This is a genomic window from Bifidobacterium sp. ESL0775, assembly GCF_029395475.1.
Lineage (GTDB): Bacteria > Actinomycetota > Actinomycetes > Actinomycetales > Bifidobacteriaceae > Bifidobacterium.
In genome coordinates this window covers 1,533,341-1,550,952 of record NZ_CP113917.1, presented here as the reverse complement: position 1 = coordinate 1,550,952, position 17,612 = coordinate 1,533,341, and the positions used below count along the sequence as shown (strand labels likewise).

The window sequence follows — 17,612 nt, the reverse complement described above, 5'->3', positions numbered from 1 at the left end:
ATTGGCGGAGACGCGGAACCGGTGTGGCTCGCGCTTGGCTGGACAATGACCTGCTTAGACCAGCTTGTTATCGTAGGCGAAGACTACGGCCTGCACGCGGTCGCGCGAATAGGTCTTCTGTAGGATGTGGGCGACGTGGGTCTTGACGGTCGGCAGACTAATGCACAGTTTGTCCGCGATTTCCTGATTGGAGAGGCCGTGTGCGATCTCGATCAGCACTTCGCGCTCGCGGTCGGTCAGCGTATCGACCGCCGGGTCGTGGTAAGGAAGTGCTGCGGAATTGTTGTCTTGCTGCGGAACTTGGGCAATGGCATTGTCGTTCTTAGTATTTTCGGTATTGCCGATGATGTCAGAATTTTTCGCCGCCGCCCGCGTCGCACCCAGTTCGCCGTCGACCATCTTCTCAATGAGCCGCTTGGTGGCGGACGGGGCGATGATGGCGTTTCCTTGATACACCGTACGAATCGAGGACAACAGCGTCTCCGGTTCGGTGTCCTTTAATAGGAACCCAGAGGCTCCAGCGTCGATGGCGCTCATCACGTATTCGTCAAGATCAAATGTGGTCAGAATAATGACGTGGGTTTTCCTGTCGGGAACTGTCGTATCATCTGCAGAATTCGCTTTCCGTTCCGCGTCGATGATGAGTTTCGTCGCCTCGATGCCGTCAGTGCCTGGCATGCGCACATCCATCAGCACCACATCCGGCTTCAAGTCAAGGCTCAGCGACACCGCTTCGTCGCCGTTGGAGGCCTGTCCGACCACTTCCATGTCGTCCTGCGAATCGATGACCATGGCGAAACCCGCCCTCACCAGCTCCTGATCGTCGGCGATAAGGACTCGGATAGGCTGTGTTTCACTCATGGTTTCAAGGTTAGCAACACGCGGCGGCAAAGCCATCATTCTTTGCTTTCCATCCCTGCTACAGGATGTAGCAAAGGCTGAGCTATGGCCAGATTGTCATCGCTGCCGCCGGTTTCGCGCAGCATACGCAGCAGTTCCCGCATGTGTGCCAGCGCTTCGCGGCCCTGCTCGCCGATGGCGCGGAAGGCCTCGGTGATGGATTGCGGGGAAGTGGTTACGCCCGAAGCCGCATCGGTATTGAGCATGGAAAGTCCCGCGTCGGCTTTGTCGATAACACCGGCCAACGTTTCGCTGACTTCGCCGCGAATCTGCGCACCGATCCGTTCGCGTTCGCTGTTGGCCGCCTGAACCTGTTTTTTGGCTGATTCCGCTTCCAGCGCCTCGTGCCGGGCCTCGAGCACCATGGCGTTCGTGCCGCTGGCCCGCACCCACAGCGCGGCGCCGATCGCCACCGCGCACATGGCCAAGGCAAAGAACATGAACCCGATGATCTCGTGGGGATAGCTGCCCCGCGTCCCGTAAACCCCCGGGTATTGTTGCCGGTTCGACACCCAATCCACCAACGTCGGATAGCCGACGAACGACCCACTGAAACGCAGACCGAACAATATGGAATCCACGATCGCGGTGACGCTTGCCCAGCGACGCGAGTGGTCTCTGCCGTAAAGGCATACCGAATACAGCGATAGCGGCGCATAGAGTACGGCCGACGGTATCTCCTCCAGGAAACATAACGAGAAGGCCGCCGCAACGACCATAACGGCCGCCGCAGTTTGCGGGAAACGACGACGAAGCGTCAAGGTTGCAAACACGACCAAACTGATGACGAAATCAGCGATATTCAGCATAAGTGTGGAGGCATGGGCTGAGGTGCCGAGCATCATGATGTGGCTGCCGTCGTTGTACCGGAACGTCAGCACGCTCCAAGGGAAGATGACGGCCATCAGCACCAACGCGATGATGGCGTCGGCCAGCACGTAGTGCCTTGCGAAGAATTCTGATAGGCGTTCCGCCCAGTTGAGGTCGACCGATGCCTGTCCGTTTGTCGGTTTTGCTGTGGAATTGCCTTTGTTCGCCAAGAGGTTTGCAAAGAGGGAATAGTGATGTGTTGTTATGCCATTGGGCTCGCTACGCTCGCTGCCGCCTTTTGCTGAAATCTCAACAGATTTGGCGTGATGATTGCCGGGTTCTTTATTTATAGGTTCGTAATTATCAACTTGACGATTGGCCTTTTTGTCATTGGTCTGCAATGAAACTTCTGTGTGAGGAGAAGATATTGCCTGAACCGACACCGCTGTATCGTGCGATATTTTCGTGGTTGTATCAAACGGCAAAGTAATGTCAACTTCGAACCCGCCACCTACCCTAGGCCCGGCCTGAACGTTCCCGCCCACAGCCTCGATGCGTTCGCGCATGCCGGTGATCCCGTAGCCCGGACGATGCCCGTCGAGCGTTGCTGCGGCTCCGTTGCCGTTGTCGCGCACGGTCAAATGCAGACCGTTGGCGTTCCAGGTTTCCGAAACCTCAACGGTAACACCTTTACCGGCATATTTGCGGGCATTGGTGAGTGCTTCCTGCACGGCGTGATACAGCGCGGATTGGGCTTTGTCGCTCAGCCGTTCCGGTTGCGGCCGGGCGGTGCCGCCGACTGTGCGTATTACGTTTCCGTTGGCGGCGTGGGCGGTTGTGTCGGCTTGAGCCACAAGCGCGGGAATATCACTGTAACCGGCGTGTGAGGTTCCGCCGAATGTGCTCAGGAGCCCGTCCATATCATGCTGTGCCCGTAGCGACTCGTGCCGGATGGTCTCCATGATTTCCCGCGCTTTTGCCGGGTCTTTCGCACCTGCGTACCTGCCACCGTCGGACTGAACGATGATGGTGGAAAGCGTGTGGGCCACCACGTCGTGCATGTCGCGGGCGATGCGGGCGCGTTCGGCGGTGCGCGCGATGTCGAGATTCTCCTGTTCGCGTGCGGCCAGCGCCTCGTTGCGTTCGCGCAGCAGGGACGCGGTGGCGAGCCTTATGCGCGACCGGTAGCCCATGAAACAGGCGGCGACGAGCACGGTGACGATGCAGACGAGCAGGAAAAGTGTGGTGCCGAAAAGATTAACTCCGCACGAGTGAGTAAGGCCTGACGTGTAGACGGCATGGCAGGAATAATAGACCCAGCTTGCCGAATCACCTGCGTTTTGAGGATTGTTTTGCAGTGGCCCGACTTCCGAGCCCCAAATGATGATCGGTGCCGCGGCGGTGCCGATGACAAATGCCAAGGTGATAAACACCTTGCTGCGTGCGGGATTGCCGTAAACGATAACCGAATAAAGCATCACTGCGGCAAGCAAATCGCCGAATACATAGCTTGGCCCTGTGAGAAGCTGCAGGACGGCAAGGCCAGCAAAAACCAGCGCCGCACTTTGCGGATGCGTACGACGGAAAAGGAGCGGAACAATAAGCGCGCATGACCAGAGGATCTGCCAGCTTGCGCTGTAGCCGACCCACAGCCCGCCTTCAGCGGAGGTCGTGCTGATGCAGGCGAAGAACAGCGCCACCAGCGCCAGCAGGGAGTCCCCGGCCACCGGGTTGCGCGCCAGCCATGCGCCGAACCGCCGTATCTTGCTCATGCCTCAAGCCTATCGCAGCCCGGTCGCCTCCGATATCGTGCTGAGGAATGATATCCGGCTTGATATTTCCGTTATAATAGTTTTCCTTAAATTTGAAGCTGGAAGAAGCATCGTTCGCCGTGTTACGCTGGTAATCGGTTTCGGTGATTTTTCATTATGTATAATGACATTGGTAGTGATTCCACCATGTGACATTTTTAGTCAAATAATGGTTGTTTGACTGGCGTATTTTCCGTAGTCGGTATACAGTAAAACACGTTGGAATGTCATAGTTATCAGGGGGAAAACATGACTTTACTGGCAAAATATTACGTACCTGGACTGTCTGTGGAGGACCGATCCATCAAGGTGCCGCTCGATTGGCGCGTCAACTCGCCTGGGAAGGGGTTCACAGGCGAGTCGTTGAGCCTGTTCTATCGCGTGGTCACCGCGCCCGAGCATGTGCACGATGATCTGCCATTGCTGATTTTTCTGCAAGGTGGGCCGGGAGGCGCCTCGCCGCGTCCGCTGGATCCGTCGAGCGATGGCTGGATTGGGGAGGCCATCAAGCATTTCCGCGTCATCCTGCCCGATCAGCGTGGCACCGGCCGTTCGTCCTGCGTGGATTCGAACGCCATGCGTCGCATCGAAGGGGCGGCGAACCAAGCGGAATACCTGAAATACTTTCTCGCTGGCTCTATTGTCCGCGATTTCGAGCATTTGCGCCGCACTGAATTCGGCGGGAGGAAATGGGTGACGTTGGGCCAGAGCTACGGCGGTTTCCTGACGTTGGCTTATCTTTCGCTGTATCCCGAAGGGGTCGCCGCCAGTTTCACCGCCGGCGGGATTCCGCACGTTCCGGCCAATACCCGGGAAGTCTATGAGCATACGTTCACGCGGATGGTCAACAAGACGAACCGGTATTACCAGCGTTATCCGCAGGACATCGAGCGCGTGGTGGCCGTCGCCAACAAACTGGCCCCGTTCGCTGCCGGCAAGCGCGCCAAGAAGCCGACTTCGCGGGCGACGCAGGCCGGACAAAAGATCGTGCTGCCCAACGGCGACCAGTTGACCGTCGAACGCCTGCAGACCTTGGGCAGCGACTTCGGCATGAAGCCGAGCCCCGAACGTCTGCACTGGATCTTGGACATGGCCTTTGCTCAAGGCGACGGTTCCGAGGACATGCACGCCCCGCTTTCCGACCAGTTCCTCGAATCCGTCATGGAAGCCACCTCGTCGTATCCGCTCTATTGGCCGCTTCAGGAGTTCATCTACGCCGACGGTGAGCTTGCCGAGCCCATCGGTTGGGCCGCCCAGCAGGTGCGCGACACCCATCCTGAGTTCGCCACCGACCACCGGCCGCTTATGTTCACCGGCGAGGCGACTTTCCCGTGGATGTTCGAGGAGGAGCGCGCCCTGCGGCCGTTCCGCGCGGCCATGGATGTGCTCATGGCCGACACGCATTTCGGCAAGATCTATGATGTCGCGCAGCTCAAGCGCAACGACGTGCCGCTTCAGGCCGCCGTCTATTTCGACGACATGTACGTCGACTCCGGTATGCAGCTCGACACGCTTTCGCGCGTGGGCAACTCGCACGCTTGGGTCACCAACGCCTACGAGCACGACGGCATCCACCACGGCGGCACGGTGTTCGCGCATCTTTACCGTGCGGCCCTTGACCGCGGGGATCTGGAGAGCCTGTTCTGAGTTCGGCCGCGCCTTGCGTCGCCTTCCTTGGTTGACGCCGGTGGCGTGTCGGGACTTTTGTTTGGTGTGTCTGCCGTTACGTTCAGTTGCTCTGCTTGATTCCTTGGATTGGTAGCTGATGGGGAAGGCGCGCTTACTTGGCCTATGGATTAGGATTGAGGGAAGCAACCTTTTTCATTGATTCGGTTACAAGGAGTTTTTATGGCGCAAAACGTGACGGTAGGATTCATCGGTTTCGGCAACATGGCGCAAGGCATCGCCAAAGGACTGGTCAACGGGGGAGTGGTCGACGGTTCCCACATCATCGCCAACTCCGGCCATTTTGACAAAGCGCAAGCCGCGACGGCCGCCATCGGCGCCGAGGCCACGCATAGCGCCACGGAGACCGTCGCCGCAACGGACGTGATTATTGTCGCCGTCAAGCCAAACCAGATTGAGACGGCGCTCGCCGACGTTCTGGACGACCTCAAAAGCGATGACAAATTCATCGTCTCCATTGCCGCAGGCCGGAACCTCGACTACTACGAGGAGCTTCTGGGCGAAGGGGCGCATGTGCAATGCGTCATTCCGAACACGCCCATCGAGGTCGACCAGGGCATCCTCGTCACCGAAAACGCCAATACGTTGACTGATTCACAGCGTGAGACTTTCGAGTCCCTGTTTTCGCCGATTGCTTTGATTGAGCGCGTGGACACCGCGCTCATGGACATCGGCTCGTCCGTGGCCGGTTGCGCGCCCGCGTTCACCGCGATGTACATCGAGGCGCTCGCGGACGCGGGCGTGAAATACGGCCTCAAGCGCGAGACCGCCTACCGGTTGGCCGCCAAGATGACCGAAGGCGTCGGGGCGCTCTACATGGCCACCGGTACCAATCCCGGCGCGATGAAGGACGCCGTCTGCTCGCCCGGCGGCACCACCATCAAAGGCGTCACCGAGCTGGAGAAGCAGGGCTTCCGAGGCGCGGTGATTTCGGGTGTGGACGCCATCCAGAACGGCTGAATGTCGCGGTTTCCAGGCGGTTTATTGCTGTAAAGTGATAATGCTGTGATGGCGACGAGGGACTGGTTTTGTGCAATTAATCTCACGGAATATCCCTGATTCCGGGCGTTATCATAAGGAAAATACGGGTTGACGACGTCACAATAATAGAAAAGGTGGCGCACGAATGGCAGGAATCGGAGGTGGATTGACATGGGCAGGGTACTTTTGGCGTCGAGCGCTCTTCCCGCACTCCGCTCGCTGTTGAGCGTGCTGCCCCAACGCCATGCTTTTCATTCCCGTCTGCGCATTGCCTATATCCCGACGGCCGACAACAAGGAAATCACCCGTTTGCTGCGGCCTTGGGTGCGGTGGATGTTGCGCGCCGCAGGTTTCCGCGTGCACCTGCTCGAAGTCGCGCGGGCGAGTGCCAAGGAAATCAACTACATTCTTTCCACTTGTGACATCATCTGGGTGGGTGGCGGCAACAGCTTCTTCCTGTTGCATGAGCTGCGCCGTTCCGGGGCCGCCGACATCATCGTCCGGCAGGTCGCCGCGGGCAAGACGTATGTCGGGGTTTCCGCCGGTGCCGTCGTCGCTGGTCCGGACATCGGCTATATCGGCAAAATGGACGAACGCAGCGCCGCCCCTTCGCTGCAGGACGTGACCGGTCTCCATCTCGTCGATTTCCGTCTTGTTCCGCATCTTGACAATCCGATTATGGGTCCGGCCGCGCGCGCCATCGCCGCCGCGGAACGGCAAGAAGGGCACTTCATCCACACCCTGACCGATGCCTGGACGGTCATCGTCAGGGGCAGGGTGCCGCACATCCATATCCCTCATCGTGACCGTCGCTGAAAGATTGGATTACCGGAAGCGTGCCATATGGATATGACCTGTTGTAATACTGTATGACAAAGTGTTACTAGATATGACGAAGCAGGATGAGCACAGTTTGATGGGCAAGGCGCGCGAAGCACAACAATTTTATACAGAGTCTTTGTAGTGCGACGGATATTTATCAGGGTATTTCATCTACGCCATATACGATGATGTGTGACGCGAATTTCCAGCAATGGTAGGAGAACAAATGTCAAGGCGCACCAAGAATCGGCAAATCGCCAAGCCAAAAGCGGCCAGGAAAGGTTCTGCTTCCTGGCTTTCCCGGGTATTGCTGGGTGGTGTCGTGCTTGCCGGAGCGGCGGCATGGGCGTTGGCTCCGCGTTCCCAAAAAGACAGGAAAGCCAGCAATGTTCCTCAGATGCCGGACGTCTGGTACGCCCATCGCGGCCTGCACGACGCCGGTTCGGGGTTGACCAAGCAATACGGGGAAACCGACGGCGACTATATCCAGCTCGCGCGTCGCATGGCCCGTCAGGCAGGCTATGGCGTCGGGTTGGAAAACGACGAAAGGCCAATCGCACCAGAGAATTCGCTTGCCGCCTTTGCCGCCGCCTGTGAGGCCGGATACGGCATCGAACTCGACCTCCAGCTCACCGCCGACAGCAAGGTCGTGGTGGTCCATGACCCTGATTTGAAACGCGTGGCAGGTTGCGAACAGCGTATAGCAGACCTCACGTATGACGAATTGCGACATATTCCGCTGTTCCCGAACCCCAGCGTCTATGGCGACGCGAAAGCCGAGGCCCTCACGCCCGCCGAAGTGGAGGCGGAGAAGATCATGCCCTTGCCGCAGCAGAGCAAGTACCAGCATGTTCCGCTGTTCTCCGATGTGCTCAAGGTCGTCGCCGGGCGTGTGCCGATCATCGTCGAATACAAGTTCGAAGGCAACGCCTGGGGCGCTCGCCAACGCTTGCTGATGGAAAGTGGTGATGCTCTTTTGCGTGCCTATGACGGCCCGTATGTGGTGGAATCCTTCAACCCGATGGCCATGGGCTGGTATCGCCACAATCATCCCGAGGTCTTCCGCGGGCAACTCGCGGCTTCCGGGCCATTTTCGTTCAAATCCATCGATGGCGCGTTGTCGTGGATTGCCGGAAAACTCGGCTTCAACTGGGTCTCGCGTCCTGATTTTATCGCCTATGACTGGCATGGTGGCCATTCGCCGTCGATGCGTGCCGCGCGTGCGTTGGGTACGATTCCGGTGGCCTGGACCCCGCGCAGCGCCGAGGAACTCGCTCAATGCCGTGACGGTTTCGACTACTTCATTTTCGAGGCATTCGTTCCTCCGCAAGATTGAGTTTGCTGTAGAATTTCGGTTTAGTTTATTTACGTCAGAATTCTACGGTAATGAACAAAATGAACGAGTCATTGGTTTAGTGTTTTCAGCCTTGGTTGAGAGGATTTGCCACGTTGGCAAGGTTTGTTTTGTTTATGGCATTGTTGAACTGGTAATATTACGTCAGCGATGCGGCCTTGCTTCGATTTGAGCATTGTTCTCTGATATTTTCGTGATTTAGATAACCAGACTCGCAGTTGTGATGAACGGTTCATCGTGTCATCGAATCTGCAATCCGATAACGTCCGGTTCGCCGGTAGACTTGAGATATGTCTTTAACTATCGGAATCGTCGGTCTGCCCAATGTCGGCAAATCCACCATGTTCAATGCCCTGACCCGCAACAACGTGCTTGCGGAAAACTATCCGTTCGCCACCATCGAGCCCAACACCGGCATCGTGCCGCTGCCCGACAAGCGCTTGCCCGTGCTCGCCAAGCTGGTGGGCACCGAGAAGATCGTGCCGGCCACAGTCACTTTCGTTGACATCGCCGGCATTGTCAAGGGCGCCTCAGAGGGCGAGGGCCTGGGCAACAAGTTCCTGGCCAACATCCGCGAGGCCGACGCGATCTGCGAGGTCGTGCGCGCCTTCAAGGATGACGACATCGTCCACGTCAACGGCAAGGTCGACCCGTCCGACGACATCGACACCATCAACACAGAGCTTATGCTTGCCGATCTGCAGACCATCGAGAACGCGCTGCCGAAGCTCGAGAAGGAATTCCGCGGCAAAAAGGTTACGCAGGAATATATGGATGCTGTCAAGAAGGCGAAGGAAATTCTGAGCGCAGGGGAGACCATCGACCACGCCGCATCCGCCGGCAAGATCGACAAGGCCGACATCTACGACCTGCACTTGATGACCGCCAAGCCGTTCATCTACGTGTTCAACGTCGACGATAATGAGCTGAGTGACAAGGATTTCCAGAAGCAGCTCGCTGATTCCGTCGCGCCCGCGCAGTCGATTTTCCTCAACGCCCAGTTCGAGTCCGATTTGACGGACCTCGACGAGGCCGATGCCCGCGAGATGCTTACCGATGCCGGTTTGAAGGAATCCGGTCTTGACCAGCTGGCCCGTGTCGGTTTCGACGTGCTCGGCCTGCAGACCTTCCTCACCGCTGGCGTCAAGGAGGTGCGCGCCTGGCAGATCCATCAGGGCTGGACCGCCCCTCAGGCCGCCGGCGTCATCCACAGCGATTTCGAGCGTGGCTTCATCAAGGCCGACATCGTCTCCTACGACGATTTCGTCGCCGCCAATGGCAGCATGAACGAGATCAAGGAAGAAGGCAAGCTCCGCCAGGAAGGCCGCGACTACGTGATGCAGCCCGGTGACATAGTAGACTTCAAATTCAACGTGTGAGCTGATATTAGTCTGACTTTAAAAGTGGCCCGATATTTCTGATACCGGGCCACTTCGTCATTCTTATGGTCGTTCAGTCGGTTGGATTCGTACGGTTCCAATCCGCAAGCCAGCCGATAACAGACGGGTCATCATCCAGATACCAAGCGCTTAGCTTGTCGTTGAATGTTTCGCAATCAGGCGGCTCCACTGGTACTGCAAGTACATCAGACGAGCACAGTTTAAGCAGTAGACCATTTGCAGCAAGTAGTGCAGTGCGTTTATTGCCGTCTCCGAAGGGTTGCATTTTTGTTAAGGTTGCGAATAAGTGGGATGCGCGATTAAGCGTTTGCGAAGATTCCAGAGATGCTGTACCGTTGGTTGTGTCCAGAGACGAGGCAATCCCGTTATTCGAAACCTGATTTAGCTCTTCCTCGATTGCCGCAGCGGAAGGCACCGACGGAGTGTAAGTGCCTCGGCGAATAGAGACGATGACGTTTTCAGCCGTTCTCAACACGCCAGGCTCCATCGCCGCCGTTCGTGTCATTTTCGCGTTGATACCAGTGAACCAAGCCAGATTCATAGGTTGGGTCGAGTAATCATATTCAATAACGTAAGAGGACGCGTCTTTCAAATCGCACAACAGTGCGTACGTTGCGAGATCCAACAACTTGGGGATTGCCGGTCCGCAGAAAATCTTCGGTCGCCATCCGTGAGGTATTGAGCCCATCGAAGGTGCGCCCCATCCGATACAGCAGCCCTGCGAGTCCTTTGACAGTCATCAGTGGAGAGAAATTGTGTCGTGTCATCATAATTGCTCTCTTTTCAGACGTCATAAATCAAGGTTGTATTGTGAAACAATACGATTCACAGTGACTTTTCGATTATAGAGGATATCAGGAAAGATTTCTCCGGAACTATAGATTTCCTTTACAATGAGCATTACAAGCAGGTGTGAACTTGGTTAATGTTATATGAATATGAATGGCATGGAGTGCTGAGGAACTAGTAAGTCTCTGTTTGCTTGAATAAGCTGAGTCGCTTTCGTAAGGAGATATCCAGTGTTTGAAAAAGATGGCATTGTGTATGCAGATGCTCCTACAGCGGAAATGGAAATTGAATCCGTACGTGTGACCGATGATCACATTATGCTGGTCTCCTTTTCCACTGGTGAAACACGGATCTGTGACTTTACGAAACTCTTTGACAAAGTCCCGGCCTTTGAACCCTTGCGAGATGAAAAGGTGTTTAAAGATGTCAAGGTTGTGCATGGCATTCCGACGTGGCAAAACGACACTATCGATATTTCTCCAACATACTTATATGACCATTCTTATGAATGTGACGCTCATGGAAAAATAGTTTCAGCGTAATCAAATGAAGATTTTGTACCGCTTGAGAGTGGACGTCACTTTTAACTTTAGCATTAGTTTGTTATAGTATAATCTATTTAATCAATAGGTTTCTAATGCTTAAGTTGTTAGGTGAGAAATGAAATATACGCCGACCACTACGAAACGGGACTTGCGGATTATCGGAGAGCACTTCGCAGCGCAACGTAAGTTGCTGGGGCTGCGGGTCAGCGACGTGGCGAAGCGTGCGGGGATTAGCGAGACTACCGTGACCAATCTCGAGCACGGGCGACCGGTGCGTTCTGATGCGCTGATTACTGTTGCACGAATACTCCAGCTGGCCGATTACATGGTCAAGGCGGCTGATCCCTATTCGCATGACTTGGGCATGGTTCGAGCCGCCCAGATTCTGCCCAAGCGTGTGCGCTAATCGAAATAAGTTTTTAGATGAAAACAATAAGAAGGCTTAGTTTTGACCAAGCGTGTGAGAGGGGCGTAAGAAATATCCCAAATAAGGAATTAAAGAATCTATTTTCTCGAACTATAGAAGTAATCAGGACATAATTACTCAGATAAGAGAAGGTTTAGAATCCTGCAGGGTGGATGCAGGAATCAGGATTTATTTCCGAATGTAGACAAAGGCCCATTAGACTGGTAGTTGTCTTGTTGAGGCAACGAACAATAGTAGTTGAATAAACCGGTCTATATGCAAAAAGAACGGAGGTGGCGCTATGAACCAGCGACAAGTTGAAGTCCGTACGACTGTTGAGAGCGGCGAGGAAATGACTGCCGGAACCCTGTATTTCAATGGCCCTAGTTCCACTTTCAGATACAGCTCCGATTACGTCGATAGCCCGGAATCGTTCGACTTTGCTCCCAGCCTTCCTCGTTCGCTTTCGCCGTTCGTGTTCGCTGGGTTGGGGCCGTTTTCCGACGCCGCTCCCGATCGGTGGGGTAGAAAACTGCTCGAGCGCAACCGGAAGAGGCGCAATCTGCCGGAATCCGAATATCTGTTGGGCGTCAATGATGTGACCCGCCAGGGTGCGGTCAGATTTTTCGCAGATGGGAAGGCGCTCGCAAGTAATGAAGGTGTTCCGGTACTTACGGATTTATCGGGATTGCTGAACACGGCCGATGCGGTCGAGGAGAATCGGGAAGTCGACGATACCGCCTTGCGAAGGCTCTATCGGGCAACGGGCTCACTGGGTGGTGCCCGTCCGAAGGCATCGGTGTTCGACAGTAATGCGTTGTGGCTGGCCAAGTTCCCGAAGCCTGACGGTGATGATTGGGATGTCATCGGCTGGGAAGCGGTGACGCTGGAACTTGCCGAGCAGGCTGGAATCGATGTGCCCGAGCATCGTGTCGCGAGCATCAAGGATTCGAATAATCAGCAGCGGACGGTTCTTCTGACAAAACGTTTTGACCGCGGCGAGGGCGGCCAGCCGGAAAATTTGCAACGAATTCCCTATATTTCGGCCATGACGGCTCTTGAGGCGAAAGACGGCGAAGGCGGCGATTGGCTGGACTTGGTGGAGTTCGCACGTCAGGTTGGTGTTGACACTCGCCAGCTTTGGCAACGTGCCATGTTTGGCTCGGCTATCGGCAATCTTGACGACCATCTGCGTAACCATGGTTTCCTGCGTTCGCTGAAGGATTGGCGGCTTTCGCCCGCGTTCGATTTGAATCCTGAGCCTTATCAGGGTGAGACGGATGACCGGCATCAGCTTGCGCTGTTTGGAGATGAACATGTGGACGTCGCTGCATTGACGAGCGATGAGGCATTGGATCTGTTTGGCATTTCGCGGCAGGAAGCGCGAGATTACGCTAAAACGTTGGGTTCCGTGGTCAAGCAGGCGATTCCACGAGCCAGGTTGCGCCACATCGACAATCGTTCCGTTTCAGTGATGGAATCAAGGTTCCAACATGCTCAGCAGCTGCTGACCGAGTTCTAAATTCCGCAATTGCGCGTTCAATATTCGTTCTGTCCGCGTAAATCGGTTTTATGGCATGATGAGGGTGAATAGGGTTCATCAATAACGATGGACGATAAAACTCTTGAAAGGAACCGATATGGCTGATGAGCGACGAGTGGTGATTTTGGGCGGGCATGGCAAAGTGGCGCTGCTCGCCGAGCCGAAGCTGAAGGAAGTGGGCTTTAGCGTTGACGCGGTCATCCGCAACCCGGCGCAATCCGACGATGTGCGCAAGGCCGGGGCGAATCCGGTGGTCTTTGATATGGAACACGCCAATGTCGACAGCTTCGTGGGGCTCTTCGTTGGCGTCGTGGCTGTCGTGTTCTCGGCTGGTGCCGGTGGCGGGGACGCCGAGCGCACCCATGCCGTCGATTACCAAGCCGCGGTCAACGCTATGGATGCGGCGCAAAAGGCTGGTGTGCGTCGTTTTGTGATGGTCTCTTACGACACCGCCGACCGCGATCCGAAGGCGATGGGTTGGCCGGAATCGTTCGTTCCGTACGCCCAGGCCAAGCATGATGCCGACGCCCACCTGCGTGATTCCTCGCTCGAATACACGATTTTGGGTCCTGGCTTGCTCACGCTTGAGCCGGAGACCGACAAGATCGTCCTGACCGACGACCATACGCTAATCGATGGCAAGCCCGCCACGCCAGAGCAGCGTGCGACCTCGCGCGGCAATGTCGCTGCCGTCATCGCCCGTGTGCTTTCGGCGGATGTCGCCAAGCGCAAGACCGTCGTCTTCTATGACGGGGACAAGCCAATCGACGAGGTTCTGGTCTGAACCTTTTATCACAAGATGTTTCAGTGGCAAAAAGTGCCTCAACGTGGCTTCAGCTATGTTGAGGCACTTCCCATTTTTCGTGTGTGGCCAAGCCACCAGCTCAAAATAGTGATGATTGCTGGTTCGGGAACCCTATTTTGTGACCATGTATTTGTGAGCAGTATACGTTTTCTCTGCCTTGGGATTATGGTTAGATAGACTATTGAGAGATGTGCAAATATAACGAAAGGTCCAACGATGGAACAGAAACAGTACGTATGCGAGAAGTGCGGATGCCAGCACTACACTTCCGACCAATTCCAGGCGACGGGCGGCGAATTCGCCAAGCTCTTCAACGTGCAGAACAAGAAGTTCATCACCGTCAGCTGCACGCAATGCGGCTACACCGAACTCTATCGCGCGGAAACCGACGCTGGTATGAACGTCCTTGATTTCCTGATGAGCTGACGTCTGTTAGTTTTTTTCGATTGTCTCGGTGCGTGTGTGAGGGGATTCCGGCACGAGCACCGAGGCAATCTTGTTTGTATCGGAAAATCTTGAGGTCGCAGGCAGAGGATGATCACACCGCTATTAAAGGGTTTCAGTGTGTATCACAAAACTTCGATTCACGGACATTCCCTACCTCTGTCGTTTTGATGACGTTTGCGCTACGCTGAGGCATAAAAGCCGAAGGAGCGGACATGACGATTGCGTTGAAACGGATATATGAAGCGGCTGAGGATTCGGACGGTTATCGCGTGTTGGTCGACAGACTTTGGCCGCGCGGCATTTCGAAGGTGAACGCGAAGCTTGATTTGTGGCTGAAGGAGATTGGTCCGACTACCGAGTTGCGCAAATGGTTTGGCCATGATCCCGCGAAATTCGATGAGTTCGCGGATAAGTATCGCAAAGAATTGGACGCCGATACGGAAACGGTTGGCAAGCTGGTCGAGATATGCCGCACGCAGCCGAAGGTCACTTTGCTTTATGGGGCCAAGGATCCGGAGCACAACCAAGCCGTGGTGTTGCGGGACTATCTTAGCGATCGTCTTTCGTGAGTCGCCGATTGCTGGGACTGATTATCGCAGAATAAGGAAAATCATTAGGATTTATTCCCGCAAAGTGTTCAGGCGCTTGTGTTTCGATGTCGTAAATTTCATAGAAAAATTCTTATTTAGGCCTCATCGCGCTGTTTGTATAGCGTATGATTGAAGTCATGGCGACAGTGACGTTATCGATTCCGAGGGCACGGCGGCGTGAGCGTGCCATTTCCGAGTACTTCAATATGTGGGTGACACGCGATTTCGACAAGCTCGACGCGATTTTCGCGCCCGATTGCGTCTATGAGGAGTGCAACGGGCATATCTACGAGAACCGCAACCAGATGCACCACTGGATCGAGGATGCCCTCGACGACCAAGTGGTCTCGACTTGGCGGATCGCCAATTTCACCCACGCCCGCGGCCGTGAGGGCCAGCCGTCGATCACCGTGTTCTGGATGTTTGCCGCCAAGAACCGCGACGGCAAGGAAGACGCGTTCGACGGTGTGTCGGTCATCGAGTTCAACCGGCAGAACAAGGTCAAGCGTGTCCGTGAATACCGGGCGAAGCATCGTCGTGACTACCCATATAAAGGCGAATAGGCGCACTGCTTGCCGTAGTGCATAAACTTGGGAACGGACTGTCGTCGTGAATGGCGATGGTCCGTTTCTTTATGTTTGCAGGTATTTTGGCAAATAGTTACTGCGGGTTCTAGGTGATTCCGGCCTTTTCCAGAATCAATTTTCAAAAGTTGAGTCAAGGAGACTCAAGTTTTGTTCACTGCAGGTTAAATTTGGGAAGCGAGAGCGGGAATATCGGTTGGACTAAGTGACAAGATAAAGACTTGGAGCCGCAAGGTTCCGGAGCGTCTCGTCACCGGCCGGTTCGGCTTCCGGCCGCGGCGTCACGGCTTGCCTCAAATACTTAGGAGTATTGATTATGGCTATGTTTCCGGCTTTGATGCATGATGCGTTCTCTGATATGTTCGACGATCCGTTCTTCGCCGGCTGGGGAGATTCCAGCTCCCGCATGGGTAACCCGATCTCTTCGGCCAACATGATGAAGACCGATGTTCGCGAGACCGACAAGGCCTACGACGTCTCCATCGACATGCCTGGCTTCAACAAGGACGACATCGCCCTTGAGCTGCATGACGGCTATCTGACCGTCTCCGCCAAGCGCGACGAGAACCATGACGAGAAGAACGATGAAGGCAAGTGGCTGCGCCGTGAACGTTACGCCGGCACTTGCTCGCGCAGCTTCTACGTTGGTGACGAGGTCAAGGAATCCGACATTCACGCCAGCTACAAGGACGGCACGTTGAGCCTCGAGATCGCCAAGGTGCAGCCGCAGCCGAAGGTCGAGACCAAGCACCAGATCGCCATTGAGGGCTGATTGCCTGGTCTGCGATTCGTGAGATCGTAACGGACTATAAGCCCGCAAACGCTTCTTCTCACATTCCTGCGAAAGTATTACAGGAATGTGAGAAAGCGTTTTTTGTTGCTGCTCGTATGTGCAATGTTGATTTGTTTTGAAAAGGCAATACCTCTATCGATCTTCTCGATTCGTTTCATGTCTTGAAATTCATGCATTCTTCATTCTGTTTCGCCGTTGGCCTTCATCGGACGCCTTGTGCGATAATGGGTTGAAGATGAATAACGAAGATTGATCGAAGACAAACGAAAACGAGGTTTGGCAGATGGGTATGCCATTGGATTTGTATGTGATCCGGCACGGTGAATCGGAGGCGAACGTCATTGTCAAGGCAGGGGAGCATGGCGACAATTCCCTCTATAAGCAGGACAACGTTACGGTGCCAGACCGCTCGTGGCGGCTCACGGCGACAGGGCGCAAGCAGGCCTATTGCATCGGCCGCTGGCTGGTCGAGCAGCAGCAGCTCTTCGACCGCTATCTGGTTTCTCCTTACGTGCGCACGCGCGAGACCGCGGCGACCATGGCGCTTCCCAAGGCCAAGTGGGAGGAGACCCGCGTGTTGCGAGAGCGTTCGTGGGGCGAGATCAGCACCGTGACCCAGGAGGTGTTCAAGAACAACTACGAGCGTAACTGGATGTTCAAGAAAACCGATCCGCTCTATTGGCGTCCGCCGGCCGGCGAATCCATCGCCGACGTGGCTGAGAACCGTGTCCACAACCTGTTGACGGCGCTCAACCGTCGCGCCGAGGCCCAGTCGGTCATCGCGGTGACCCACGGCGATTTCATGCTTTCGTTGATGCTGACCCTCGAGGATCTTTCCGACGAGGAGTTCCTGCGCCGCGCCGACAGCGACAATTGGACCATCACCAACTGCACCTGCCTGCACTATTCCCGCCGCGACCCGAACACCGGCCGCACCGACGAGCGCATCCGCTACGAGCAGACCGCCCGTCCCGTCTATGACAAGGACACCGGCCGTTGGATGATCAAGGTCGACCCGTGGCGTGAGTTCCAGCGCCCCTACCTTTCCAACGGCGACTTGGTGGATGTGGTTCAGTCCGTGACTCCGCATCTGTAAGTTCAAAGTTTGCTTCAGCAGTCAGAATGTGTTGAGTGTTGGAGGTCGGGATATGCAATGTTCGGGCGTAAGACACGGCCGAGCGGCCAAGGAGCGTCCCGAACATTGCATATCCCGACCTCCAACAACGTCAGTTGTCTCTTAGAGGAGCTGATTATCGCTTGAGAGATCCGACACGCCGATGTCAAAGGGGTCGCTAAAATGTCCCAAGGCGCGCGACGGAAGCAAAGTGAAAGCAAAGCCGCGCGGT

Annotated in this window: 18 protein-coding genes; 15 read left to right on the top strand and 3 right to left on the bottom strand. The window is 55.5% G+C overall.

Annotated elements, in window-relative coordinates; translation table 11 throughout:
- Positions 1-54 precede the first annotated feature (54 nt).
- Together OZX73_RS05905 and OZX73_RS05900 are read right to left on the bottom strand one after the other, a co-directional pair.
- Positions 55-861 (bottom strand): response regulator transcription factor, encoded by an 807-nt coding sequence (locus OZX73_RS05905; protein ID WP_277148473.1) that lies wholly within the window; start codon positions 859-861, stop codon positions 55-57.
- A gap of 35 nt (positions 862-896) precedes the next feature.
- Complete coding sequence (locus OZX73_RS05900; RefSeq protein WP_277148470.1) at positions 897-3,410, bottom strand: histidine kinase; 2,514 nt, start codon at positions 3,408-3,410, stop codon at positions 897-899.
- On the opposite strand from OZX73_RS05900, the gene OZX73_RS05895 reads away from it, so the two are divergent.
- The 6 genes from OZX73_RS05895 (at position 3,388) to ychF (ending at position 9,743) form a co-directional block, all read left to right on the top strand.
- Entirely contained in the window at positions 3,388-3,702 is a 315-nt protein-coding gene (locus OZX73_RS05895; protein WP_277148468.1) for a hypothetical protein, read from the top strand. The two genes, OZX73_RS05900 and OZX73_RS05895, sit on opposite strands and share 23 nt — an antisense overlap.
- A gap of 68 nt (positions 3,703-3,770) precedes the next feature.
- On the top strand, positions 3,771-5,168 hold the full coding sequence (locus tag OZX73_RS05890) for an alpha/beta fold hydrolase (RefSeq protein WP_277148466.1): 1,398 nt from the start codon (positions 3,771-3,773) through the stop codon (positions 5,166-5,168).
- Between the two features lie 201 nt (positions 5,169-5,369).
- Positions 5,370-6,167 carry a pyrroline-5-carboxylate reductase gene (gene proC / locus OZX73_RS05885; protein WP_277148464.1) on the top strand — a complete coding sequence of 266 codons (798 nt, stop codon included), beginning with the start codon at positions 5,370-5,372 and terminating at the stop codon, positions 6,165-6,167.
- A gap of 192 nt (positions 6,168-6,359) precedes the next feature.
- Entirely contained in the window at positions 6,360-7,004 is a 645-nt protein-coding gene (locus OZX73_RS05880; RefSeq protein WP_277148461.1) for a Type 1 glutamine amidotransferase-like domain-containing protein, read from the top strand.
- Positions 7,005-7,236: 232 nt separating this feature from the next.
- The gene (locus tag OZX73_RS05875) at positions 7,237-8,346 is read left to right on the top strand and encodes a glycerophosphodiester phosphodiesterase family protein (RefSeq protein WP_277148459.1); all 1,110 of its coding nucleotides are present in this window, start codon (positions 7,237-7,239) and stop codon (positions 8,344-8,346) included.
- Between the two features lie 308 nt (positions 8,347-8,654).
- Positions 8,655-9,743, top strand: a complete 1,089-nt coding sequence (gene ychF / locus OZX73_RS05870) for a redox-regulated ATPase YchF (RefSeq protein WP_277148457.1) — start codon at positions 8,655-8,657, stop codon at positions 9,741-9,743.
- A gap of 73 nt (positions 9,744-9,816) precedes the next feature.
- Here the strand turns inward: ychF and OZX73_RS05865 are convergent, their stop codons facing one another.
- A complete protein-coding gene (locus OZX73_RS05865; RefSeq protein WP_277148455.1) occupies positions 9,817-10,356 on the bottom strand; it encodes a Fic family protein in 540 nt (179 codons plus the stop codon).
- Between the two features lie 427 nt (positions 10,357-10,783).
- Between OZX73_RS05865 and OZX73_RS05860 the strand changes: the two genes are divergently transcribed.
- From OZX73_RS05860 to OZX73_RS05820, 9 genes are all read left to right on the top strand, one after another.
- On the top strand, positions 10,784-11,095 hold the full coding sequence (locus OZX73_RS05860) for a DUF2442 domain-containing protein (RefSeq protein WP_277148453.1): 312 nt from the start codon (positions 10,784-10,786) through the stop codon (positions 11,093-11,095).
- Between the two features lie 118 nt (positions 11,096-11,213).
- Complete coding sequence (locus OZX73_RS05855) at positions 11,214-11,504, top strand: helix-turn-helix transcriptional regulator (protein WP_277148451.1); 291 nt, start codon at positions 11,214-11,216, stop codon at positions 11,502-11,504.
- A gap of 301 nt (positions 11,505-11,805) precedes the next feature.
- Entirely contained in the window at positions 11,806-13,026 is a 1,221-nt protein-coding gene (locus OZX73_RS05850) for a type II toxin-antitoxin system HipA family toxin (RefSeq protein ID WP_277148449.1), read from the top strand.
- Between the two features lie 118 nt (positions 13,027-13,144).
- Positions 13,145-13,831: an SDR family oxidoreductase gene (locus OZX73_RS05845; protein ID WP_277148446.1), complete on the top strand. Its 687-nt coding sequence runs from the start codon at positions 13,145-13,147 to the stop codon at positions 13,829-13,831.
- 237 nt (positions 13,832-14,068) lie between these two features.
- Positions 14,069-14,278 carry a zinc ribbon domain-containing protein gene (locus tag OZX73_RS05840; RefSeq protein ID WP_277148444.1) on the top strand — a complete coding sequence of 70 codons (210 nt, stop codon included), beginning with the start codon at positions 14,069-14,071 and terminating at the stop codon, positions 14,276-14,278.
- Between the two features lie 233 nt (positions 14,279-14,511).
- Complete coding sequence (locus OZX73_RS05835) at positions 14,512-14,868, top strand: DUF488 domain-containing protein (protein ID WP_277148442.1); 357 nt, start codon at positions 14,512-14,514, stop codon at positions 14,866-14,868.
- A 158-nt stretch (positions 14,869-15,026) separates the two neighbouring features.
- Positions 15,027-15,452, top strand: a complete 426-nt coding sequence (locus OZX73_RS05830; RefSeq protein ID WP_277148440.1) for a nuclear transport factor 2 family protein — start codon at positions 15,027-15,029, stop codon at positions 15,450-15,452.
- Between the two features lie 337 nt (positions 15,453-15,789).
- On the top strand, positions 15,790-16,245 hold the full coding sequence (locus OZX73_RS05825) for an Hsp20/alpha crystallin family protein (protein ID WP_277148438.1): 456 nt from the start codon (positions 15,790-15,792) through the stop codon (positions 16,243-16,245).
- A 304-nt stretch (positions 16,246-16,549) separates the two neighbouring features.
- Positions 16,550-17,362, top strand: a complete 813-nt coding sequence (locus OZX73_RS05820) for a histidine phosphatase family protein (protein WP_277148436.1) — start codon at positions 16,550-16,552, stop codon at positions 17,360-17,362.
- Positions 17,363-17,612: the final 250 nt, after the last annotated feature.

Coding starts and splice junctions, on each gene's coding strand:
- OZX73_RS05905 (WP_277148473.1), bottom strand. CDS start 861: ATGAGTGAAACACAGCCTATCCGAGTCCTTATCGCCGACGATCAGGAG.
- OZX73_RS05895 (WP_277148468.1), top strand. CDS start 3,388: ATGCAGGCGAAGAACAGCGCCACCAGCGCCAGCAGGGAGTCCCCGGCC.
- OZX73_RS05890 (WP_277148466.1), top strand. CDS start 3,771: ATGACTTTACTGGCAAAATATTACGTACCTGGACTGTCTGTGGAGGAC.
- proC (WP_277148464.1), top strand. CDS start 5,370: ATGGCGCAAAACGTGACGGTAGGATTCATCGGTTTCGGCAACATGGCG.
- OZX73_RS05880 (WP_277148461.1), top strand. CDS start 6,360: ATGGGCAGGGTACTTTTGGCGTCGAGCGCTCTTCCCGCACTCCGCTCG.
- OZX73_RS05875 (WP_277148459.1), top strand. CDS start 7,237: ATGTCAAGGCGCACCAAGAATCGGCAAATCGCCAAGCCAAAAGCGGCC.
- ychF (WP_277148457.1), top strand. CDS start 8,655: ATGTCTTTAACTATCGGAATCGTCGGTCTGCCCAATGTCGGCAAATCC.
- OZX73_RS05855 (WP_277148451.1), top strand. CDS start 11,214: ATGAAATATACGCCGACCACTACGAAACGGGACTTGCGGATTATCGGA.
- OZX73_RS05850 (WP_277148449.1), top strand. CDS start 11,806: ATGAACCAGCGACAAGTTGAAGTCCGTACGACTGTTGAGAGCGGCGAG.
- OZX73_RS05845 (WP_277148446.1), top strand. CDS start 13,145: ATGGCTGATGAGCGACGAGTGGTGATTTTGGGCGGGCATGGCAAAGTG.
- OZX73_RS05840 (WP_277148444.1), top strand. CDS start 14,069: ATGGAACAGAAACAGTACGTATGCGAGAAGTGCGGATGCCAGCACTAC.
- OZX73_RS05835 (WP_277148442.1), top strand. CDS start 14,512: ATGACGATTGCGTTGAAACGGATATATGAAGCGGCTGAGGATTCGGAC.
- OZX73_RS05830 (WP_277148440.1), top strand. CDS start 15,027: ATGGCGACAGTGACGTTATCGATTCCGAGGGCACGGCGGCGTGAGCGT.
- OZX73_RS05825 (WP_277148438.1), top strand. CDS start 15,790: ATGGCTATGTTTCCGGCTTTGATGCATGATGCGTTCTCTGATATGTTC.
- OZX73_RS05820 (WP_277148436.1), top strand. CDS start 16,550: ATGGGTATGCCATTGGATTTGTATGTGATCCGGCACGGTGAATCGGAG.